Source organism: Cryobacterium sp. TMB1-7 (assembly GCF_004402435.1).
Classification (GTDB): domain Bacteria; phylum Actinomycetota; class Actinomycetes; order Actinomycetales; family Microbacteriaceae; genus Cryobacterium; species Cryobacterium zongtaii.
Genome location: NZ_SOFZ01000015.1, coordinates 1 through 21,166, shown reverse-complemented (window position 1 = coordinate 21,166; position 21,166 = coordinate 1). Strand labels below are relative to the sequence as shown.

General features: G+C 66.9%; 17 protein-coding genes. 12 read left to right on the top strand and 5 right to left on the bottom strand.

Annotated elements, in window-relative coordinates; all coding sequences use genetic code 11:
- Positions 1–13: 13 nt before the first annotated feature.
- On the bottom strand, positions 14–970 hold the full coding sequence (locus E3O60_RS05280; RefSeq protein WP_134497333.1) for a DNA-3-methyladenine glycosylase: 957 nt from the start codon (positions 968–970) through the stop codon (positions 14–16).
- A gap of 90 nt (positions 971–1,060) precedes the next feature.
- Complete coding sequence (locus E3O60_RS05275) at positions 1,061–2,071, bottom strand: LacI family DNA-binding transcriptional regulator (protein ID WP_088455043.1); 1,011 nt, start codon at positions 2,069–2,071, stop codon at positions 1,061–1,063.
- A 300-nt stretch (positions 2,072–2,371) separates the two neighbouring features.
- On the opposite strand from E3O60_RS05275, the gene E3O60_RS05270 reads away from it, so the two are divergent.
- From E3O60_RS05270 to E3O60_RS05255, 4 genes are all read left to right on the top strand, one after another.
- On the top strand, positions 2,372–3,688 hold the full coding sequence (locus E3O60_RS05270; RefSeq protein WP_088455044.1) for an ABC transporter substrate-binding protein: 1,317 nt from the start codon (positions 2,372–2,374) through the stop codon (positions 3,686–3,688).
- Between the two features lie 153 nt (positions 3,689–3,841).
- Complete coding sequence (locus E3O60_RS05265; protein WP_134497331.1) at positions 3,842–4,975, top strand: carbohydrate ABC transporter permease; 1,134 nt, start codon at positions 3,842–3,844, stop codon at positions 4,973–4,975.
- On the top strand, positions 4,972–5,946 hold the full coding sequence (locus tag E3O60_RS05260) for a carbohydrate ABC transporter permease (RefSeq protein ID WP_088455046.1): 975 nt from the start codon (positions 4,972–4,974) through the stop codon (positions 5,944–5,946). Before E3O60_RS05265 ends, E3O60_RS05260 begins: the two co-directional genes overlap by 4 nt.
- Positions 5,947–6,036: 90 nt before the next feature.
- The gene (locus E3O60_RS05255) at positions 6,037–7,929 is read left to right on the top strand and encodes an ABC transporter ATP-binding protein (RefSeq protein WP_134497330.1); all 1,893 of its coding nucleotides are present in this window, start codon (positions 6,037–6,039) and stop codon (positions 7,927–7,929) included.
- A 37-nt stretch (positions 7,930–7,966) separates the two neighbouring features.
- On the opposite strand, the gene E3O60_RS05250 is transcribed toward E3O60_RS05255, so the two are convergent.
- Positions 7,967–8,626 (bottom strand): DUF305 domain-containing protein, encoded by a 660-nt coding sequence (locus E3O60_RS05250; RefSeq protein ID WP_134408361.1) that lies wholly within the window; start codon positions 8,624–8,626, stop codon positions 7,967–7,969.
- Positions 8,607–9,293 (bottom strand): DUF3105 domain-containing protein, encoded by a 687-nt coding sequence (locus E3O60_RS05245; protein WP_088455049.1) that lies wholly within the window; start codon positions 9,291–9,293, stop codon positions 8,607–8,609. The genes E3O60_RS05250 and E3O60_RS05245 overlap by 20 nt, the downstream gene beginning before the upstream one ends.
- A gap of 273 nt (positions 9,294–9,566) precedes the next feature.
- Here E3O60_RS05245 and E3O60_RS05240 point away from each other — a divergent pair, with 273 nt between their 5' ends.
- The 3 genes from E3O60_RS05240 to E3O60_RS05230 all read left to right on the top strand — a co-directional run bounded on the left by E3O60_RS05240 (position 9,567) and on the right by E3O60_RS05230 (position 12,961).
- Positions 9,567–10,931: a cystathionine beta-synthase gene (locus tag E3O60_RS05240; RefSeq protein WP_088455050.1), complete on the top strand. Its 1,365-nt coding sequence runs from the start codon at positions 9,567–9,569 to the stop codon at positions 10,929–10,931.
- A gap of 13 nt (positions 10,932–10,944) precedes the next feature.
- Positions 10,945–12,105, top strand: coding sequence for a cystathionine gamma-synthase (locus E3O60_RS05235; protein WP_088455051.1), 1,161 nt, complete (start codon positions 10,945–10,947; stop codon positions 12,103–12,105).
- 181 nt (positions 12,106–12,286) lie between these two features.
- Complete coding sequence (locus E3O60_RS05230; protein WP_241980044.1) at positions 12,287–12,961, top strand: cyclase family protein; 675 nt, start codon at positions 12,287–12,289, stop codon at positions 12,959–12,961.
- A 77-nt stretch (positions 12,962–13,038) separates the two neighbouring features.
- Here the strand turns inward: E3O60_RS05230 and E3O60_RS05225 are convergent, their stop codons facing one another.
- The gene (locus tag E3O60_RS05225) at positions 13,039–15,069 is read right to left on the bottom strand and encodes a beta-galactosidase (RefSeq protein WP_088455053.1); all 2,031 of its coding nucleotides are present in this window, start codon (positions 15,067–15,069) and stop codon (positions 13,039–13,041) included.
- Between the two features lie 193 nt (positions 15,070–15,262).
- Between E3O60_RS05225 and E3O60_RS05220 the strand changes: the two genes are divergently transcribed.
- The 5 genes from E3O60_RS05220 to E3O60_RS05200 all read left to right on the top strand — a co-directional run bounded on the left by E3O60_RS05220 (position 15,263) and on the right by E3O60_RS05200 (position 20,784).
- Entirely contained in the window at positions 15,263–16,564 is a 1,302-nt protein-coding gene (locus tag E3O60_RS05220) for an ABC transporter substrate-binding protein (RefSeq protein WP_134408358.1), read from the top strand.
- Between the two features lie 224 nt (positions 16,565–16,788).
- On the top strand, positions 16,789–17,658 hold the full coding sequence (locus E3O60_RS05215; protein ID WP_088457822.1) for a carbohydrate ABC transporter permease: 870 nt from the start codon (positions 16,789–16,791) through the stop codon (positions 17,656–17,658).
- 3 nt (positions 17,659–17,661) lie between these two features.
- Positions 17,662–18,567 carry a carbohydrate ABC transporter permease gene (locus E3O60_RS05210; RefSeq protein ID WP_134497326.1) on the top strand — a complete coding sequence of 302 codons (906 nt, stop codon included), beginning with the start codon at positions 17,662–17,664 and terminating at the stop codon, positions 18,565–18,567.
- A 19-nt stretch (positions 18,568–18,586) separates the two neighbouring features.
- Positions 18,587–19,603, top strand: a complete 1,017-nt coding sequence (locus E3O60_RS05205) for a LacI family DNA-binding transcriptional regulator (RefSeq protein WP_088455056.1) — start codon at positions 18,587–18,589, stop codon at positions 19,601–19,603.
- A gap of 161 nt (positions 19,604–19,764) precedes the next feature.
- The gene (locus E3O60_RS05200) at positions 19,765–20,784 is read left to right on the top strand and encodes a LacI family DNA-binding transcriptional regulator (RefSeq protein ID WP_103460502.1); all 1,020 of its coding nucleotides are present in this window, start codon (positions 19,765–19,767) and stop codon (positions 20,782–20,784) included.
- Positions 20,785–21,166 lie beyond the last annotated feature (382 nt).

The following is a 21,166-nucleotide window of genomic DNA, read 5'->3' as shown; positions in this document are numbered from 1 at the left end:
GCGGCCGGCCCGGTTAGTGCGAGCGGTGGTCCTGGATGGTCATGCGCGGGCCGCGGCGCGGGGCGCGGTAGCCGCTGCCCAGGATGAGGCGCACCACACGCTGGCGGTGTCCCGCGAAGGGATCGAGCAGTTCGAGCATGCCGTCGTCGTCGACGGGGGATCCGGTCAGGGCCCAGCCCACCTGTGCGGCCAGATGGTAGTCGCCCACGCTCACCGAATCGGGGTCACCGTGCGAGCGCTGGGTCACCTCCGCGGCGGTCCAGCGGCCGACGCCGGGCAGGGACTGCAGCCGTCGTGAGGCCGTGACGGCGTCGATGGGCCGGTCGAGGGATGCCGCCACGGCCGCAACAGAAACGGCCGTGCGTGAGCGGCGCGGATCGACGCCGGCCCGGTGCCAGTCCCACGACGGCACCAGGCGCCAGCGTTCCGGTCCGGGGGAGACCATCATCCCCGCTGGTGCGGGGCCCGGGGCCGCCTCGCCGTGCTGGCGGATGAGCCGGTACCAGGCACGGTGGGCCTCGAGAGTGGTGACCTTCTGCTCGATGATTGCCGGGATCAGCGCCTCGAAGACCAGCCCGGAGCTGCCCAGCCAGACGCCGGGGTTACGGCGGCGGACCTCGGCAAGAACACCGTGGCCGCCGAGGTCGAGTCCGGTCCAGTCGTCGCCGTCGCCCAGCAGGGCGGGTACCTGGGCGATGCACCACTCGGCGCCCGGTCCCCAGGCCTTGGCGTCGACGCCGCCGTCGGCGGCCTGCCGAAGCAGCAGGGTCGCCGGTCCGAGCGGGGTGCGTTGGGTGCGCCAGAGCCCGGCGGCATCGGCGCGGGCGGTGGGGTCGCCGCGACCGCGACTGTGCGGGGCCATGGTGGCCGCCAGGTCGAACGGGCGCCGGGGTGCGTACCGGGTGGATGCCCGGGGGGTGGCATCCCGGTCCGTGCCGGCGCTGGCGTCGTCTGAAGGGTCGGAAATCATCCCCTCGAGGCTAACCCGCGCCGCTGACGGTCTGGGGCGACCACCCCAACTGTTGCGCACGGGCAACAGTTGCGGAGCCGGGTCACCGGGTCACCGGGGTGCGCTGGTGCTGGAGCGCATGACCAGGTTGGTCGGCGCCCTGGTGAGCCCGGGTGTGACCGGCGCCGACGGCTGCTCGAGCGCACCCAGAAGGGACTCAACGGCCATCCTGGCCTGGTTGCGCGGGTGCTGTTCGATGGTGGTGAGCCGGAACATCTCGGCATACGGATGGCCGTCGATGCCGATCACCGAGAGCTCGGACGGGATCAGGATGCCGAGCTCCCTGGCCGCGACAATGAGGCCGAACGCGATCTCGTCGCTCGCCGCGAAGACCGCCGTCGGCCGCCGGTGCGGATTACCGAACAACGCCAGGCCGGTCTCGTACCCCCCGGGAACCGTGAAGGCGCAGGGGGCGAAGCGGCCATCCCTGGACAGGCCGGCGGCGTGCATGGCCGAGTTGAAACCGGTGAGCCGTTTGGTGTGCACGGCAAAGTCCATCTGGTCCACCTGATCACCGCCGACATGACGGATGTCGGTGTGCCCGAGGCTGATCAGGTGTTCGGTGGCCAGGCGCGCGGCCGCGATGTCGTCGATCGCGATGGTATGCACACCGGGGATCTCACCGCCGATGCCCACCAGAGGACGGCCCAGCCGGTGCAGGAGCTCCACCTCGGCATCGCTGAGCTCGACGCCCACGGAGATGACACCGTCGAACCGCTTGCGGGCGAGGAAGAAATCGAAGACCCGCTCCCGTTCGGCCGAATGTGCGGGGAGGTTGTAGAGCGTCATGTCGTAGCCCTCGGCGAGCAGGGACTGCTCGAGGCTCTCCAGGATCTCGGAGAAAAACCAGCGGCTGATGAAGGGAATGATCACGCCGATGCTCTTGGTCCGGCCGGTCACCAGGCTGGCCGCATTGGGCGAGGCGACGTAGCCGATCAGGGCGGCGGCGTCGACCACCTTCTGACGCGTTTCGTCCGACACGTAGCCCCGGCCGCTGAGCGCCCGGGAGGCCGTGGCCTTGGCGACGCCGGCCATGCGTGCTACATCCGCGATCGCGCTCATGCCAGCCTCCCCGTCGTTGGAACCGCTCTGGCCACCATATCTCCTCGGCGGCCGGGCTGGAATCGGTTCCAGAAATTCGACACCGAAGTGTGACCGGTTTGAAGCGTCGTTGGCATGAGAGCGCGATCTTTGTCAATCTGTAACCATATTGGGCTTGTGTCGAACGAATCCGTGCCGTACTTTGTGGTGTGGAACCGGTTCCTTGTGCAACCGTTTCCAGCACGACGAGCAGTTCCTGCAGCACCTTGGTGTTTGTCCGGGGGATCCCGGCGCACCGCAACCACTCAACGAGGAGGAAGAATGCGGTCATTCCACCGCCGAATCACAGCACCCATCGCCATGGTCGCGATTGCCGGGCTGACATTGGCCGGCTGTTCCGGTGGTCCCGGCAGCACGAGCGCCGAAGCCGGAGCCGAGGGTGACGGTGTCGTCACCGTCTACGGCACCATCGCTGACACCGAGGCCGAGCTTCTCGAAGAGTCCTGGAAGGCTTGGGAAGAAGAGAACGACATCGACATCCAGTACGAGGCGTCGAAGGAATTCGAAGCTCAGATCGCCATCCGTGCTCAGGGCGGCAGCGCTCCAGACCTCGCGATCTTCCCGCAGCCCGGCCTGATGGCCGACCTCGCCAGTCGCGACTTCCTCAAGCCGGCCCCCTCGTCCGTTGAAGACAACGTCGACGAGTTCTGGTCGTCCGACTGGAAGGCATACGGCACCGTCGGCGACACGTTCTACGGCGCTCCGCTGATGGCCAGCGTCAAGGGCTTCGTCTGGTATTCCCCGGCCAAGTTCACCGAGTGGGGTGTCGAAGTTCCCGAGACCTGGGACGAGCTCCTCGCCGTGACGAAGACCATCCAGGAGAAGACCGGCAGCGCCCCGTGGTGCGCCGGATTCGGCTCTGGTGACGCAACCGGTTGGCCGGGCACGGACTGGGTCGAGGACCTCGTTCTGCGTGAGGCCGGCGCTGAGACCTACGACAAGTGGGTTGCCAACGAGATTCCGTTCACGGACCCGGCGATTGCATCCGCATTCGACTCCGTCGGCGAGATCCTGCTGAACCCGTCCTACGTCAACGCCACCTTCGGCGATGTGAGCTCGATCAACAGCATCGCGTTCGGTGACGTAGCCACGCCGCTCGCCGAGGGCACCTGCGCCCTGCACCACCAGGCCTCCTTCTTCGACGGCTTCATCACGGATGCCGGCGGCGAGGTCGGTCCCGACGGTGACGTGTGGGCCTTCATCACCCCGGCCCAGGAGGCCGGCAGCCAGGCAGTCACCGGTGGTGGCGAGATTGTCGGAGCGTTCTCGGACGACGCAGACACCCAGGCCGTGCAGACGTACCTCTCCAGCGATGACTGGGCGAACAGCCGCGTCAGCCTCGGCGGGGTCATCAGCGCCAACTCGGGTCTCGACCCGGCCAACGCGCAGAGCCCGATCCTGCAGGAAGCCATCAAGATCCTTCAGGACTCGGAAACCACTTTCCGCTTTGACGCCTCCGACCTGATGCCCGGCTCCGTTGGCGCCGGCACCTTCTGGAAGGGAATGGTCAACTGGATCAATGGAGCCCCGACGGGTGAGGTGCTCACGAGCATCGAAGCCGGCTGGCCCTCCAACTAGTCTGGTTCGACAACCGGCTCGTCTAACAGCCCAACCGTGCGGGTCGTCCTCTGAGGAGGGCGACCCGCACCCCCTACTGGTGTACCGGGGCGGTGGTATTCCGCCCCACCAGCAAAACACTGTGAGTCCGCAGTCGTACTCGAGAGGTTTCACATGTCGGCATTCCTTGCCTGGCTGGCTGACTTGCCGCCCCTGGTTCAAGTCCCCATCATCATTCTCGCGTTCGTGGCCCTGGTGGCCGCGATCCTGTTCTTCGTCGAAATAGCCCCGCGATCGGGCACCGTTTACACCGTCATCCGTCTCGCCGTCTGCATCGCCGCACCCCTGCTGATCCTGGTCGCTGCCGGATCGTACTGGTGGGCCATCGCCGCGGCTGCCGTCCTCGGTGGGGTCTTCTTCATCGTCGACTACCGCTCGCGCTCCGGCGCCGGCTACCTCTTCCAACTCTTCGGCTTTCTCGCGCCGGCCATCCTGCTCCTGATCGTCGGCCTCGTCATTCCGACCATCCAGACCACGGTGCAGGCGTTCATGAACTCGCGGGGAACCGAGTTCATCGGCTTCGACAACTTCATCTGGGTGTTCACGCAGCCCGAGGCCATCCGCACCGTACTCAACACGATCGTCTGGGTGCTCATCACCCCGCTCGTATCGACGATCGCCGGCCTGGCCTACGCGGTCTTCATCGACAAGAGCCGCGGTGAGAAGTACTTCAAGATCATGGTCTTCATGCCCATGGCCATCTCCTTCGTCGGGGCGTCCATCATCTGGCGCTTCATCTACACGGCGCGTCCGGCCGACCAGAATCAGATCGGCCTGCTCAACCAGATCGTGGTGTGGCTCGGCGGCAACCCCGTCGACTTCCTCGCCGTCGCACCCTGGAACACGGTCTTCCTGATCGTCGTGCTGATCTGGGTGCAAACCGGATTCGCCATGGTGGTGCTCTCCGCGGCCATCAAGGGTGTGCCGGCCGAGCAGCTGGAGGCCGCCGAACTCGACGGCACCAACGCGTGGCAGAAGTTCACCAACGTCACGGTTCCCGGCATCCGCAGCGCCCTCATCGTTGTCCTGACGACGATCTCCATCGCCTCCCTCAAGGTCTTCGACATCGTCCGGACCATGACGGCAGGCTCCAACGACACGAGCGTCATCGCGAACGAGATGTACACGCAGTTCAAGAACTTCGAGCAGGGCCGGTCCGCCGCCTTCGCCGTGATCCTGTTCCTGCTCGTCCTTCCGATCGTCGTCTACAACGCCCGCCAGATTCAGAAGCAGAGGGAAATCCGATGAGCGCGATTCTTCCGGTGGAGCTCCCCGTCGACAAGAACACCAAAAACCAGCTCCGCCGCGGCGAACGCCGCGGGGAGTTCACCGCGGCCAAGCGCACCAAGAAGCGGTTGACCAGCCGGGGCGCCACGATCGCGGCACTCGTGATCGCTGTGCTCTGGACGGTGCCCACCTTCGGTCTCTTCGTCTCCTCGTTCCGCCCGGCCCAGGAGGTGCGCACCACCGGATGGTGGACGCTCTTCTCGAACTGGGGCCTCACCCTCGACAACTACAGCGAGGTGCTCCAGGCCGGTAACAGCCAGCTGAACCTGGCCGGCGCGTTCATCAACTCGATCGCGATCACCCTGCCGGCCACGCTGCTGCCCCTGATCATCGCCAGTCTCGCGGCCTACGCGTTCGCGTGGATCAACTTCCGCGGCAAGAACGTGCTGTTCATCGCGGTTTTCGCGCTGCAGATCGTTCCGCTGCAGATGGCCCTGGTGCCGCTTCTGCAGTTCTTCTCACGGGGTGAGATCTTCGGCTTCCCGGTGGTCTCCTCGATCAGTGACGCCGGCGGCTATTCGCAGGTGTGGATCGCACACACGATGTTCGCTCTGCCGCTGGCCATCTATCTGCTGCACAACTTCGTGTCTGAGATCCCCGCCGACGTCATCGAGGCGGCGCGGGTCGACGGCGCCGGTCACGGGCAGATCTTCTTCCGGATCGTGCTGCCGCTGACCATGCCCGCGATCGCGTCCTTCGCCATCTTCCAGTTCCTCTGGGTCTGGAACGACCTGCTCGTGGCGCTGATCTTCGCGGATGGCGCGGTGGCACCGATGACCAAGCTGCTGGCCGAGATCACCGGTAGCCGGGGCCAGGACTGGCACCTGCTCACAGCGGGCGCGTTCATCTCGATCCTGGTTCCGCTGATCGTCTTCTTCAGCCTGCAGCGCTACTTCGTGCGCGGCCTGCTGGCCGGTTCCACGAAGGGCTAACTTCCTCACCTGGCCGGGCCGGCACTGGACTCGGCTGTGACGGACCGGTCCCGGATTTCCGGGGCCGGTCCGCTGTCTTAGAGTGAGACCATGAGCGGATCGCACGGCACGGGCGGACGTCCCCCTGAAGAGTTTCGTGGCCGCCGCAACCGCGTCAGCGGTGACGACCCGGCCGCCCAGAAGGCGCAGAACGCCGAAGCGCCCGAGATTCCCAACCTGTTCGGCCGCATCAGGGCGCTGTTCGCCCCGCACGCCCGGAAGCTCACCGTCACCGTCATCCTGGTGCTGATATCTGCGGCACTGTCGGTGCTTCCGCCGCTGCTGATCCAGCGCGCGTTCGACGAGGGTCTGTTCCCGCCCTCTGGCGGCCCGGACCTGCAGCGGCTGACCGTGCTGGTGGCGCTGATGATCGCGGCCTATCTCACCACCGCTCTGCTGGGCGTCTGGCAGACCTGGCTCACCGCAACCGTGGGCAACTCGGTGATGGGTGAACTGCGGGTGCGGCTGTTCACCCACCTGCAGGCGATGGAGCTGAGCTTCTTCACCCGCACCAAGACCGGCGTGATCCAGTCCAGGCTGCAGAACGATGTCGGCGGGGTGGCGAGCGTGCTCACCAACACCGTCTCCAGTGTGCTCGGCAACGCCGTCACGGTGATCGCCGCGTTCGTGGCAATGCTGCTGCTCAACTGGCAGCTGACGATCGTGGCCGTGATCCTGATGCCGATCCTGGTCTTCGCACAGCGCCGGGTGGGCCGGGTCCGGGCCCGCATCGCGGGCAAGACCCAGGAGTCCCTCTCCGACATGACGGCGATCACCCAGGAGACCCTGAGCGTGTCCGGCATCCTGCTGTCCAAGAGCTTCACCCGGCAAAAGGCCGAGATCGCCCGGTACGCGCACGAGAACGACAACCAGGTGCACCTGCAGGTCAGCCAGCAGATGAGCGGCCAGTGGTTCTTCGCCATGGTCAGCATCTTCCTGTCCAGCATCCCGGCCATCGTCTACTTGGTGGCCGGCCTCCTCCTCACGAACGGCGCCACCGACATCACCGCGGGCACCGTCGTGGCCTTCACCACGGTGCAGGCGCGGCTGCTCTTCCCTTTGCTGGGGCTGATGCGGGTGGCCCTGGACCTGCAGACCTCCAGCGCACTCTTCGCGCGCATCTTCCAATACCTCGACCTCACCCCCGCCATCAGCGACGCTCCCGGAGCCCGCCCGGTGCCCGCAGTCACCGGTCGGGTGCAGTTCGACGCCGTCACCTTCGCCTACCCGGATGCCGACGCCGACGCCCGGCCGACCCTCGACGCGGTCTCGTTCACGATCGAACCCGGCGCGTTCGCCGCCTTCGTCGGGCCCAGCGGCGCGGGCAAGACCACGGTGTCGTACCTGATCCCGCGCTTCTACGAGGCGACGGGCGGCCGGGTGCTGTTCTCCGGGGTCGACGTGCGTGACCTCGAGCAGGAGTCGCTGGTCTCCCACATCGGCATCGTGAGCCAGGAAACCTACCTCTTCCACGCGACCATCGCCGAGAACCTCCGGTACGCCAAACCCGAGGCCACGGATGCCGAGCTCGAGATCGCCGCGCGGGCCGCGAACATCCACAACACCATCGCGTCTTTCCCGGACGGCTATGACACCGTGGTCGGCGAGCGGGGCTACCGGCTCTCCGGCGGCGAGAAGCAGCGGGTGGCCATCGCCCGGGTGCTGCTGAAGGACCCTGAGGTGCTGATCCTCGACGAGGCGACCAGCGCCCTGGACGCGATCTCCGAGCGGGTGGTGCAGGCCGCCCTCGATACCGCTTCCCGGGGGCGCACGACCATCGCCATCGCCCACCGCTTGTCGACGATTGTGACCGCCGACGTGATCTTCGTCATCGACCACGGTCGCGTCGTCGAGGCCGGCACCCACCAGGAGTTGCTCGCCGAGGGTGGCACCTACGCATCCCTCTACGCCGAGCAGACCCCCGTGCAGGCTCGCGAACTGTGAGATAGGCCCAGAAAACCTCGAGTTTCTGGTGCTGAGGTCACGGCTCGCGGTCGGCGAGCATGGACTCCATGAGGGTGATCTCGGCCTCCTGGGAGATGATCACCGAGTTCGCAAAACCGAGCACCGAGGTGTTGTTGGCGCGATCTTGCACCGACTCGGCCATTTCGACGGCGCCCAAGTGGTGGGCGATCATCAGGGTGAGGAACCGGCGCTCGGCGTCGACTCCCGTCGACGCGGTGAGGCCGGCGATCTGCTCGTCGGTGGCGAGCCCGGGCATCGGGGCGCCCGGGGTGTGGGTTCCCTCGGGGTGCGCGTGAGAGGTGTCCGAACGGCCGGGCCGGGTCATCCAGGTCATCGAGGGTTCGGGGCCAGCCTGGGACAGGTCCCACTCGGTGAGCCAGCCGTAGAGCTGGCCGGCCTGCTGCGCCTGGGTAGTGGCGATGTCGTAGCCGAGCAGGCGCACATCCGCCGCCTCGGTGCGGTCGCGGATGATCATGGCCAATTCGACCCCCTGCAGGTGGTGCACCTGCATGTCGCGCGCAAAACCGGCCTCGGCGCTGGTCGATGTGGGCGTGGGATTGTCGATGGTGCTCAACCGGCCGACGGAGAAGCCGACCAGGCCGATCGCGACGGCCGCAATCGCGGCCGTGACGACCAGCGCGGCACGCCGGGCCGAGCTACGCCTTTCCGGGGGCATCGTAGGCGCCGGTGCAGAGCGCGCCGGGTTCGGGAACGTTGTTGCTCTTCCAGTGCTCTTCGAAGAACGCGGCGATGCGCTCATCGTCGGCCGAGTCGACCTGCAGCTGCACGTTCCAGCCGCTCACCACGATGGGGGCGGGCAAGCCGTCGAACGGCGAGAGGATCACGTAGGTGGACGGGAGCGCCTGCTTGAGCGTGGCCAGCTCGTCATCGGACATGGCGGGGTCGTAGGTCACCCAGAGGGCACCGTGCTCGAGGGAGTGCACGGCGTTCTCGTTCGGCACTGGTTCGGTGTAGACGCCGCAATTCAGCCAAGTGGGATTGTGGTCGCCGCCGGCGGGCGGAGTCTGCGGGTACGAGACGGGGGTCTCCACGTGCAACGAGGCGTTCTCGAACGTTTCCACACCGTCGATGTCGGCACCGTCGCCACCGGCGGAGTAGCTCGCGCTCTGCGGGGTCAGCACGATCGAGGTGATCAGCAGGCCGATGACCGCGACGGCCACGGTGATCCCGCTGATCAGGCCGATGCGCCGGTTGCGGGCGCTGCGTTTTTGATCGCGGTGGTACTGCTCGAGCTTCTGGGCGCGCTGCGCCGCCCGTTGCTGCTTGACGCCGGGCTTGGGCGACGAAGATCCGGATGTGCCGGTGGGCGGGGCAGGGGTCACGAGGGGCCTCTTTCGTTTGCTGTGCACTTATTCGAACGCATGCACCGGTGCGTGGGCTTCCTCGGTTTGTGATCTCACAGATGCTTCACAGGCTGGCCGCGACTCCCGGGCGGCGACTAGAGTGAAGGAGTGATCACCCTGACGTCGTGTCCCTGTTGCTGCTTTCGCTAGCCGACCCGCACACTCACACTCTCGGTACCAGGACCGCCCACCCAGGCCAGCGGCCACGCCTGCATCGTCCCGCGACACGTCGATCGACGTAAGGATCCCATCATGAAAATCGCCGACACCATTCTCGACCTCATCGGCAACACGCCGCTGGTCAAGCTGCACAAGGTCACGGAGGGCGTGTCCGCCACCGTTCTGGTCAAGCTCGAATATCTCAACCCCGGCGGGTCCGCGAAGGACCGCATCGCGACCCGCATCATCGACGCCGCCGAGCGTGACGGGCAACTGCTGCCGGGCGGCACCATCGTCGAGCCGACCTCCGGTAACACCGGCGTCGGCCTGGCCCTGGTGGCCCAGCAACGCGGCTACAAGTGCGTATTCGTGCTGCCGGACAAGGTGGGCGAGGACAAGCGCAACGTTCTCACCGCCTACGGCGCCGAGATCGTCGTGACACCGACATCCGTTGCCCCCGACGACCCCGAGTCGTATTACAGCGTGTCGGACCGCCTCGCCCGCGAGATCCCCGGCGCCTTCAAGCCCAACCAATACGCCAACCCGAACGGCCCGCTCAGCCACTACGAGTCCACCGGCCCGGAGATCTGGCGCGACACCGACGGAACGGTCACCCACTTCGTCGCCGGCGTCGGCACCGGCGGCACCATCACCGGAACCGGCCGCTACCTGCGGGAGGTGTCGAACGAAGCCGTGCGCATCATCGGCGCCGACCCCGAGGGGTCGGTCTACTCCGGCGGCACCGGTCGGCCCTACCTCGTCGAGGGCGTCGGCGAGGACTTCTGGCCTGGCGCGTACGACCCGGCCGTTCCGCACGAGATCATCGCGGTCTCCGACGCCGACTCCTTCGCCATGACCCGCCGTCTCGCCCTCGAAGAGGGCATCCTGGTCGGCGGCTCCAGTGGCATGGCGGTCGTCGCGGCGCTGCGGGCCGCGAAGGACCTGCCCGCCGACGCCGTCGTGGTCGTGCTGCTGCCGGACGGCGGCCGCGGCTACCTGGGCAAGATCTTCAACGACGGCTGGATGCGGAGTTACGGCTTCTCGAATGCGCCCGCCGGTCACACCGTCGCCGACCTGCTGCACTCCAAGACCGGCACCCTTCCGGCGTTCGTCTATGTGCACCCGAACGACACCGTGCGCGACGCCATCGAGACCATGACCTCGGCGAGCGTGTCACAGCTGCTCGTACTGACGGCCAAGCCGCCCGTCGTGATGGGCGAGGTTGTCGGTGCGCTCGACGAGCGCAGCCTGATGGGCCGGGTGTTCTCCGGCGAAGCCCAGCTCACCGACAAGGTCGGCTCGATCGTGGGCGACGCCCTGCCACTGATCGGCGTGAACGAGCCCGTCGGTTCGGCGCGCGCCGCGTTCGCCGAACACGATGCGCTGCTCGTCACCGACGGCGGCAAGCCGCTCGGCGTGATCACCCGGCACGACCTCCTCACCTACCTCAGCGTCTGAAAGCGATAACACCATGAGCCAGTCCGAGAACCAGAAGTTCAACACCATCGCCATCCACGCCGGTCAGGAATTCGACCCGACCACCGGCGCCGTCATCCCGCCGATCTACCAGACCTCCACCTACGTGCAGGACGGCATCGGGGGACTGCGCGGCGGCTACGAGTACAGCCGCGGCGGCAACCCCACCCGCACGTCACTGGAAACCATGCTCGCCGCACTCGAAGGCGGCCGGCACGGGCTGTCGTTCGCCAGCGGCCTCGCCGCCGAGGACAGCCTGCTGCGCGCGGTCCTCGTTCCGGGTGATCACGTGGTGCTCGGCAACGACGTCTACGGCGGCACGCACCGGCTGATCAACCGGGTGCACGGCGCCTGGGGTGTGCGCAACACGACGGTGGAGATGAGCGACCTGACCGCTGTCGAGGCCGCGATCCTCCCCGGCGAAACGAAGATCCTCTGGGTGGAGACGCCGAGCAACCCGCTGATGAAGATCAGCGACATCGCCGGCCTCGTCGAGATCGGCCACCGCCACGGCGTGCTCGTGGTCGTGGACAACACCTTCGCGTCCCCCGCCCTGCAGCAGCCCCTCGCCCTCGGCGCCGACGTCGTCGTGCACTCCACCACCAAGTACCTCGGCGGACACTCCGACGTCATCGGCGGCGGCCTGGTCATCAACGATGACGAGCTCGCCGAGAAGGTCAAGTTCATCCAGTTCGCGGCCGGCCCGGTGTCCGCGCCGCTGGACGCCTGGCTCACCGTGCGCGGCATCAAGACCCTCGCGGTGCGGATGGACCGGCACAGCAGCAACGCACTCACCATCGCCCGGTACCTCCAGACCCACCCCGCCATCGAGAAGGTCTACTACCCGGGCCTGGAAAGCCACCCCGGCCACGAGCTGGCCAAGGCACAGATGAGTGCCTTCGGCGGCATGCTCTCCCTGGCGTTCCGCGGCGGCGAAACCGCGGCCCGGCGGTTCGCCGAGTCGATGCACCTGTTCCAGCTGGCCGAATCGCTCGGCGGCGTCGAATCGCTGGTGAACTACCCGTCCGAGATGACCCACGCCTCGGTGCGCGGAACCGAGCTCGAAGTGGCCACCAACATCGTGCGCCTGTCGGTGGGCATCGAAGACATCGACGACCTGCTGGCCGACCTCGCTCAGGCCCTGCCCAGCGCCTGAGGCCGGCGCCGGGTGGTGCTGTGGCAGCACGCGGTCACTCCGGGGTGGCGGGAAGTCGATGAACCATGTCAGTTCTGCCATTGGCGGGGCCGCGCGGATCGGGCACACTGGACCCAAGGGAGCGGTTTTACTCCCAACCAGGTCTTTTTCCCCTCCCCGTGACCGATCAGAGAGAACTCCTATGCCGGCTTCCGCCTCCAGCTTCGTCGACCTCAGCCACGAGATCAGCGCGGGGCTGGTGACCTACCCCGGACTGCCGGCGCCGGTGATCACACCGCACCTCACCAGGGCGGATTCGCGCAGCCGTTACGCGGAGGGCACCGAGTTCGCCATGGACACCATCACGATGATCGGCAACACCGGAACGTACCTCGACAGCCCGTTCCACCGGTACGAGGGCGGGGTCGACCTGGCCGGGCTGCCGCTCGAGGCTCTCGCCGACCTGCCCGCACACGTGTTCCGCTGCGAGCAGGCGTCGGAGCGAGGGATCCCGGCGGCTGCCTTCGACGGCCTGAACCTCGGTGGAACCGCCGTTCTGCTGCACACAGGGTGGGACCGCCACTTTGGCACGGCAGCTTACGCGAGCAGTGCGCCGTTCCTCACCGGGGACGGCGCCAGGGCGTTGGTGGCCGCCGGCGCGACCCTGGTGGGAATCGATTCCCTCAACATCGACGACACCGAGTCCGGCGGGGAGCGGCCGGCGCACTCACTTCTGCTGGCCGCGGGGATCCCCGTGGTCGAGCACCTCACCGGGCTCGGCGGGCTCCCCGACCGGGGAGCCCGATTCACCGCCGTGCCACCGCGGGTGCGGGACTTCGGCACCTTCCCGGTGCGGGCGTTCGCCCGGCTGCCCTGACCCTGCAACTGTTCCCCGTGCGGACACGTGCGCCCGGTGCGCCGGGAACAGTTGTCCGCACGGGGAACAGTTAGCCGCTATCGGACGCTGTGCACCACGCGGGTGAGTCCGGCCGGTACCAGGACGGTGCCGTCGACCGTGGCCTGGGTGAGTAACTCGGTGCCGGAGGCCGGCCAGGACTGGTCGGCATCCGTGTGGTTGATCACAAACAGGAACTCGTCGGTGTCGGTGGACCGGATGATGGTCTCGACGCCGTCGATGCCGCGGGCCGCCTCGATGCCGGCGGTGTTGAGAACGTCCAGCAGCAGGGAGTCCAGGTCGGTTCCGGTGAGCTTGGTCGAGATGTACCAGGCCGACCCCGCACCGAACGCGTTGCGGGTGAGGGCCGGTCCGCCGGCGGCCGGGCCGTCCACGTACCGGGCCAGCACCTCAGCGGTGGAGACCTCGATGTCGTCGGTCCAGGCGGTTCCAGTGCGGGAATCGCTGAGGGTGACGGTCTCGTTCTCGTGCAGGGGCAGGAACTCCGGGATGGTCAGGCCGAGCACCTCCCGGAGCGCGCCGGGCGCGGCTCCCGGGTAGACGGTGTCGTTCTCGTCGACGATGCCGGAGAAGTAGGAGACGACCAGGTGGCCGCCGTCCCGCACGTAGCCGGTGAGGTTCTCCGAGGCCGCCGGACCGGCGAGGTAGAGGCTGGGCGCGATAACGAGGTCGTAGCCGGTGAGGTCGTCGCGCGGATGCGCGAAGTCCACCGACACGTTGCGGTTCCACAGCGCCGTGTAGAAGGCCTCGAGGCGTTCGCGGTGGCCCAGTTCGGCGCTCGGGCGCCATTCGAAGTCCTGTGCCCAGAACGACTCGGTGTCCCAGAGCAGCGCGACGCGAGCCTGCACGCGGGAGCCGCGCACGGCCTCGAGGGACCCGAGGGTTTCGCCCAGGGCGACGACCTCGCGCCAGACCCGGGTCTCGGCTCCGGCGTGCGGCAGCATCGCGGAGTGGAACTTCTCAACGCCGAACCTGGAGGCCCGGAACTGGAAGAACAGGATGCCGTCGGCGCCGCGGGCCAGGTGGGAGAGTGAGTTGCGGGCCATCTCGCCGGCACGCTTGGCGATGTTGCGGGGCTGCCAGTTGACGGCGCCGGTGGAGTGCTCCATCAGGATCCACGGGGCGCCGCCGGCCAGCGACCGGGACAGGTCGGCATCCATGGCCAGCAACACATGGTTGTCGGCGCGTTCGGCCACCAGGTAGTGGTCGTTGGCGACGATGTCCACCTCCCTGGCCCACTTCCAGTAGTCGGGGGAGAGGCAATTGGTGGCCATGAAGTTGGTGGTCACGGGGATGTCCGGGGTGAACCGGCGGATGACATCGCGCTCGTTGATGTAGCACTCGAGCAACGCGTCGGAGGTGAACCGGTGGAAGTCCAGGCGCTGCGCCTGGTTGCTCACCGAGGCCGACTGGCGGGGCGCGTCGATCTCGTCCCACTCGCCGTACACCTGTCCCCAGAAGGTGGTGCCCCACTTCTCATTGAGGGTGTCAAGGGTGCCGTAACGCTTCTGCAGCCAGACCCTGAAGGCGGCGACGGAGTGGTCGTCGTAGGAGTCGCTGATGGGCGCACCGTACTCGTTGTGCACGTGCCAGAGCACAAGGGCGGGGTGGTTCGCATACCGGCGGGCGAGCTGCTCGGTGATGGCCGCGGCGGCCCGGCGGTAGTCGGGGCTCGACGGGCTGACCATGCCGCGGGAACCGTTGCCCAGGGTGATGCCGTCCCGGGTGACCGGCCGGGAGTCCGGGTATTTCTTCCAGAACCAGGCCGGCGGGGCCGCGGTGGGCGTGGCGAGGTCGATGTCGATGCCGGCCTCGTGCAGCAGGCCGAAGATGTCGTCGAGCTTGCTGAAGTCGTATTCGCCCTCGCGTGGCTCCAGGATGCCCCAGGCGAAGATCGCGATGCTGACCAGGTTGATCCCGGCCTGCTTCATCAGCTTGATGTCTTCCAGCCAGGTCTCGCGGGGCCACTGCTCCGGGTTGTAGTCGCCACCGTAACGAAGCCCGGTCGTGCCCTTCAACCACCGGTCTGTCGCGGGCGCTCTGGCGGGGAATGGGGTGTGGATCGACATTGGTCTAAGGCTCCTTCAACTGTGTGCGCTCCCAGTTCTAGCACAGCCGATTGGCAGAATCCAGATCAAGACCGCATGTTGACACGGCTAGAAATGTGTGAATTACTAGTACCGCTCCCAGTCGAGCCCGAGTTTTCTCGATACGACAGCTGGGCGCCACCACACAGCACCCAGCTTTCATCAAGGAGGACGAATGCGCACGTCAATTCGGGTAGGGGCAGTGGCCATGGCCACGGCCGCCGCACTGCTCATGTCAGGTTGTTCGGCAAACACGGGCGGGGGTGACGACGGCCCCGTCGAACTGAACTACTGGGCCTGGGCCCCGAACCTCGAAGAGGTCGTTGACATCTGGAACGCGGAGAACCCCGACATCCAGGTCACCGTGCAGAAGCAGGACGGCGGCGACCCCGCCATCACCAAACTGCTCACGGCCATCAAGGCCGGCAGCGGTGCACCCGACCTGATCCAGGCCGAGTACCAGAAGATCCCCACCCTGGTCTCCTCCGACGCTCTCGCCGACCTGTCCGAGTACGGCGCCGGCGACGTCCAGGATGCCTTTGCCGACGGCGTCTGGGACTCCGTCACGCTCGGATCCGACGCGATTTACGCGATCCCCCAGGACAGCGGACCGATGATGTTCTTCTACCGGGCCGACATCCTCGAGCAGCTCGGCCTGGCCGTGCCCACCACCTGGGACGAATACGCCGCCGTCGCCCGCGCCGTGCACGCTGCTGACCCGGCCAAGTACCTGGGCACCTTCTCGTCCAATGACGCCGGCTGGTTCACGGGCATGGCCCAGCAGGCCGGTGCCTCCTGGTGGGGCATCGACGGTGAGGCCTGGAGCGTCGACATCGCCGAAACCCCCACCGAGACCGTTGCCGGTTACTGGGGCGGCCTCGTCGAAGAGGGCGTCATCGACAACAAGCCCATGTACACGCCCGAGTGGAACGCCGGCCTGAACAACGGCGAACAGGTGGGCTGGCTGAGCGCCGTCTGGGCACCCGGCGTGCTCGGCGGCAACGCTGCAGACACCGCCGGCCTCTGGAAGGCCGCGCCGATGCCGCAGTGGGATGTCGACGCGCCCGCGACGGGCAACTGGGGCGGATCGTCCACGGCCGTCACCACGCAGTCCGACCACCCGGAGGAGGCCGCCAAGTTCGCCACCTGGCTGAACACCGACGCCGAAGCCGTCCAGGCCCTGGTCACCACGGCCGGGATCTACCCCGCCGACGCCGAACAGGCCAAGGCCGCGCTGACCTCCCCGCCGGAGTTCTTCAGCAACCAGCCGGACTTCTACGAGGTCGCCGCGGAGGTGGCCGACACCGTGAGCCCGTTCACCTACGGACCGAACGTGAACGTGGCCTACAGCGCCTACAACGACGAGTTCGCGAAGGCGGCCGACGCCAAAACCCAGAGCGCCTTCCTCGATGCCGTCACTGCCATGCAGAAGATCACCACCGACGACATGAAGAAGAGCGGCTTCACGGTCGAATAGACGCGGTCGAATAGACGCGGTCGGGTACCGTCGCGTCTCGCCCCGGAGAGTCCGCCGGCCCACCGGCCGGCGGACTCCCTCCACCATCCATCACCACCCCAGATCGTGTCGATTGAGGACAACCCGTGACAGTGACAGAGGCCCCCGTGGCCACCCGGAGCAGCACCCCGACGGTTCGCCGGGGACGCGGCACCTTTCGTTCGAGGGTGCTCGTGCCCTACGCCATGCTGGCCCCCGGCATCATCCTGTTCGTGGCCTTCATGGCCGCGCCCATCGTCTACACGCTCTTCCTGAGCTTCCAGAAGACCAAGGTGTCCGGCCTCGGCCTCGGCTCCGGCGCTCGCAGCACGGTCTTCGCCGGCATCGACAACTACGTCACGACCCTCACGAACACCGAATTCGGCGCCAGCGTCGGACGAGTGCTGGTCTACGGCTTCATCCTGATCCCACTGATGCTGGGCCTCGCGCTGCTCTTCGCCCTGCTGCTGGATTCCCGCCGCACCCGCGCCGCCGGCTTCTCCCGCACCGCCATCTTCCTGCCGTACGCCGTTCCGGCCGTGATCAGCTCCCTGCTCTGGGGCTTCCTCTACCTCCCCGCCGTGAGCCCGTTCTACTTCGTCTTCGACAAGCTCGGCTGGGACGTGCCCTCGCTGCTCTCCTCCGGCGGGGTCACCTTCGCGATCGCCAACATCGCCCTCTGGGGCGGCGTGGGATTCAACATGATCGTGATGTATACCTCCCTCAAGTCGGTACCGTCCGACATCTACGAAGCCGCCAAACTGGACGGAGCCAGCGAGATCCAGATCGCGCTGCGAATCAAGGTCCCCATCATCGCCCCGGCGATCGTGATGACCGCGCTGTTCTCGATGGTCGCCACCCTGCAGGTGTTCGCCGAGCCCACCACGCTCCGCCCGCTCACCAACTCGCTGTCCACCAGTTGGTCGCCGCTGATGCTGGTCTACCGGGATGCGTTCACCCGCGACGACATCTACTCCGCCGCCGCCACCTCGATCGTCATCGCCCTGGTGACCTTCGCCTTCTCATTCCTGTTCCTGCGCGTCGTGCAGAAACGCGCCTTCGGCCAGGAGGACTGACCCATGACAACCACACTCACGCCCACCCGGCCCGACCGCGCCCAGCGCAAGGCCGAGCGGGCCTCGGCCCGCACCTTCCGGCAGAAGGCCAGCCCGGTGTCCACCGGCATCCTCATCATCGGTGCGATCTACTGCCTGTTCCCGGTCTTCTGGGTCCTGATGGCGTCGAGCAAGGACAGCTCCGAACTGTTCTCCACCTTCACGCTGCTGCCGAGCACCCACCTGTGGGACAACATCGTGCAGCTCAGCCAGTACCGCGACGGCCTGTTCTGGCGCTGGGTGCTCAACACCGCGATCTACGCGGGCGTCGGCGCCCTGGCCTCCACCTGGATCTCGGCGATCTCCGGCTATGTGCTGGCCAAGTTCGAATTCCCCGGCAAGAAGGTCGTCTTCTCGATCCTTCTGATGGGCGTGCTGGTTCCCGGCGTCATCCTGGCCATCCCGCAGTACTTCCTGCTGGCCGAGGTGGGCCTGACCAACACCATGTGGTCGGTGCTGCTGCCCCAGATCATCAGCCCGTACGGCATCTACCTGGCTCGCATCTACGCCGCCGCCTCCGTACCCACCGAGGTCATCGAGGCCTCCCGCACCGAGGGCGCCGGCGAGCTGTACATCTTCAACCGCATCGCCCTGCCGATGATGGGCCCGGGCCTGGTGACGATCTTCCTGTTCCAGTTCGTGGCGGTCTGGAACAACTTCATGCTGCCCTACATCATGCTCGGCGACGACAAACTGTTCCCGGTGACCGTCGGCTTGAGCGGCCTGCTCAACCAGGGCGCATCCGCACCGTCGATGTACACCCTCGTGATCACCGGCGCGCTGCTGTCGATCATCCCCCTGATCATCCTGTTCCTCGTTCTGCAGCGCTACTGGAAGGTTGACCTCGCGGCCGGTGCGGTCAAGGCCTGACGGTCGCTAGGCTTCACTCGTGACCCCGCCACCCGCCAAGCGCCGGCCGACCATCGATGATGTGGCCGCCGCTGCCGGCGTGTCCAGGGGCACGGTGTCCAGGGTGCTCAACGGCGGCCACTGGGTGAGTCCGGATTCGCTGGCCTCTGTCAACAGCGCGATCAAGAAGACCGGTTACCGGGTCAACCCGCACGCCCGCAGCCTCGCCACCAGCCGGGCGAATTCGGTGGCGTTCCTGCTCACCGAATCACACGACCGCCTCTTCGAAGACCCGAACTTCGCGGTGCTGATGCGCGGGGCGTCGAAGGCGCTGTCCGAACACGACATCTCGCTCGTGCTGATCATGGCCGGTAACGAGGACGAACAGCGCCGGGCGACCGAGTTCATCACCGCCGGTCACGTCGACGGGGTGCTGCTCGTGTCCTCGCACAGCGGCCGGCGCGGCCTGATCTCCGAGATCATCGCCGCGAACGTGCCGGCCATCGCCTGCGGCGTGCCGCTGGGCTTTGAGAGGAAGATGGGTTACGTCGCCGCGGACGACTACGAGGGAGCCAGGGAAATGGTCCGCTATCTGCACGGGCTCGGCCGTTCCCGTATCGCGACCATCGCCGGACCGGAAGATACCTCTGGAGGCATGCGTCGGTTCGAGGCATATGCCGACGAACTCGGGGCGGCCTTCGACCCGAGTTTCGTGGCCCGCGGCGACTACAGCCGGGTCAGTGGGGCGCTGGCGATGACCGAGCTCCTGGAGAGCCAGCCCGACCTCGACGCCGTCTTCGCGGCGAATGACATGATGGCGGCCGGCGCCATCGACGTGTTGCTGGCGTCCGGCCGCCGGGTACCTGACGACGTCGCCGTCGGCGGCTTCGACGACGCCCCAGTGGCGACCATGACCATTCCGGGTCTGACCACGATGCACCAGCCGTTCGAGAGGATCAGCGAGGAAATGGTGCGTTTGCTGCTGCGAGTCATCGATGGTGAACGGCCCGCCGCCATCGTACTGCCCACCGATCTGGTGGTGCGCGAGAGCGCCTGAGTCGAGTGCGCTTCCGCGACAAGGTGCCCTTGTGACTGTCACATGGCTCCATTGCTGGGGCATGTGACCGTCACATCGTGCACTTCGTCAAGGCGCGTCGCGTGCATAATTGGGGTGCGTCCACAATTGTGACCGTGCACATTCGAACGAGGCCTCCTCCCGTGCCAGCTGATCTGCCCAAGAGTCGCGCACCCAGCATCCGGGATGTCGCGCGCCTTGCCGGCGTGTCGCACCAGACGGTCTCCAGAGTGCTCAACAACCACCCGAGCATCCGTGATTCGACCAAGGCCCGCGTGCAGCAGGTCATGGAGGACCTGCAGTACCGCCCCAACCGGGCGGCCCGTGCCCTGTCCCGCGGCACGTCGCGCACCATCGGGGTACTCGCGGCGTCGAGTTCGCAATACGGACCGGCCAGCAGCATCGCCGCCATCCAGGATGCCGCCCGCGAAGCCGGCTACTACGTCAACACCGCCAATCTCACCTCCGTCGACCCGGACACCATCGAGGCCGCCCTTGACCACCTGATGCTGCAGTCCGTGGAGGGAATCGTCGTCATCGCCCCGCAGATGCGGGTCTTCGACGTCCTCGAACAGCTCTCCATCGCCGTGCCATACGTGACCTTGCAGTCCACCGGGAAGCTGAATGAACACGGCCTGTCTTTCGACCAGATCTCCGGTGCCCGGGCCGCGACCCGGCACCTCATCGACCTGGGTCATCGCAATATCTACCATCTGGCCGGTCCGCAGGACTGGATCGAGGCCGAGGCCCGCATGCGCGGCTTCCTCGACGAGATGGGGGCGATGGATGTGCCGACCACGGCGCCCATCCTGGGCGACTGGACCGCCGACTTCGGCTACTACGCCGGCCGCGAGCTGTTGCGGGTGCGCGATTTCACCGCCATCTTCTCGTCGAACGACCAGATGGCGCTCGGTCTGATGCATGCCATCAGGGATGCCGGACTGAGCATCCCGGGCGATGTCAGCGTGGTCGGCTTCGATGATATTCCGGAAGCGGCACATTTCTGGCCGCCGCTCACGACGGTGCGGCAAGACTTCCCCGAACTCGGTCGACGCTGCATGGCGCTGCTGCTCGACGACATCAGCGCCGTCTCCCCAGAGCGCCGCGGCGCCATCATCCCCGAGCTCGTCGTGCGGGCGTCCACGGGCCCGCCGGCGTTCTGACCGGCACCATCTGGCGCCAGGTCGGGCCCCTGATCAAGGCTGTTACCCAAAGGTGATAATCCGAACTTGACAGATGTTTCCCAGATGCGACTAACATGAGGTCAGCAATGTGACCGTTCACATTTGGAGTTTCACCCGTAGCACCTCAGACAAGGGAGTCGATTCTGTGAGCACGTCCACCGCGCAGCGCGCCGCACAGGCCGCAGCTGCAGACGAGTCTTACGCCTCCGGAATCGGCAACCCTGCAGCTGCCGCGGTGTCGGTATGAGCACCTTCGGCCCGCAGATCGAGGTCGCGATCGCGCGTGTGCGGGCGGATATCGCTCGGCTGCATGGTGAGTTGACGGCCAATGGCTTGGTGGTGTGGACCGGCGGTAACGTGT

Excerpts from the sequence above, each read along its gene's own strand:
- E3O60_RS05280 (WP_134497333.1), bottom strand. The coding sequence starts at position 970 with ATGATTTCCGACCCTTCAGACGACGCCAGCGCCGGCACGGACCGGGAT.
- E3O60_RS05275 (WP_088455043.1), bottom strand. The coding sequence starts at position 2,071 with ATGAGCGCGATCGCGGATGTAGCACGCATGGCCGGCGTCGCCAAGGCC.
- E3O60_RS05270 (WP_088455044.1), top strand. The coding sequence starts at position 2,372 with ATGCGGTCATTCCACCGCCGAATCACAGCACCCATCGCCATGGTCGCG.
- E3O60_RS05265 (WP_134497331.1), top strand. The coding sequence starts at position 3,842 with ATGTCGGCATTCCTTGCCTGGCTGGCTGACTTGCCGCCCCTGGTTCAA.
- E3O60_RS05260 (WP_088455046.1), top strand. The coding sequence starts at position 4,972 with ATGAGCGCGATTCTTCCGGTGGAGCTCCCCGTCGACAAGAACACCAAA.
- E3O60_RS05255 (WP_134497330.1), top strand. The coding sequence starts at position 6,037 with ATGAGCGGATCGCACGGCACGGGCGGACGTCCCCCTGAAGAGTTTCGT.
- E3O60_RS05250 (WP_134408361.1), bottom strand. The coding sequence starts at position 8,626 with ATGCCCCCGGAAAGGCGTAGCTCGGCCCGGCGTGCCGCGCTGGTCGTC.
- E3O60_RS05240 (WP_088455050.1), top strand. The coding sequence starts at position 9,567 with ATGAAAATCGCCGACACCATTCTCGACCTCATCGGCAACACGCCGCTG.
- E3O60_RS05235 (WP_088455051.1), top strand. The coding sequence starts at position 10,945 with ATGAGCCAGTCCGAGAACCAGAAGTTCAACACCATCGCCATCCACGCC.
- E3O60_RS05230 (WP_241980044.1), top strand. The coding sequence starts at position 12,287 with ATGCCGGCTTCCGCCTCCAGCTTCGTCGACCTCAGCCACGAGATCAGC.
- E3O60_RS05225 (WP_088455053.1), bottom strand. The coding sequence starts at position 15,069 with ATGTCGATCCACACCCCATTCCCCGCCAGAGCGCCCGCGACAGACCGG.
- E3O60_RS05220 (WP_134408358.1), top strand. The coding sequence starts at position 15,263 with ATGCGCACGTCAATTCGGGTAGGGGCAGTGGCCATGGCCACGGCCGCC.
- E3O60_RS05215 (WP_088457822.1), top strand. The coding sequence starts at position 16,789 with ATGCTGGCCCCCGGCATCATCCTGTTCGTGGCCTTCATGGCCGCGCCC.
- E3O60_RS05210 (WP_134497326.1), top strand. The coding sequence starts at position 17,662 with ATGACAACCACACTCACGCCCACCCGGCCCGACCGCGCCCAGCGCAAG.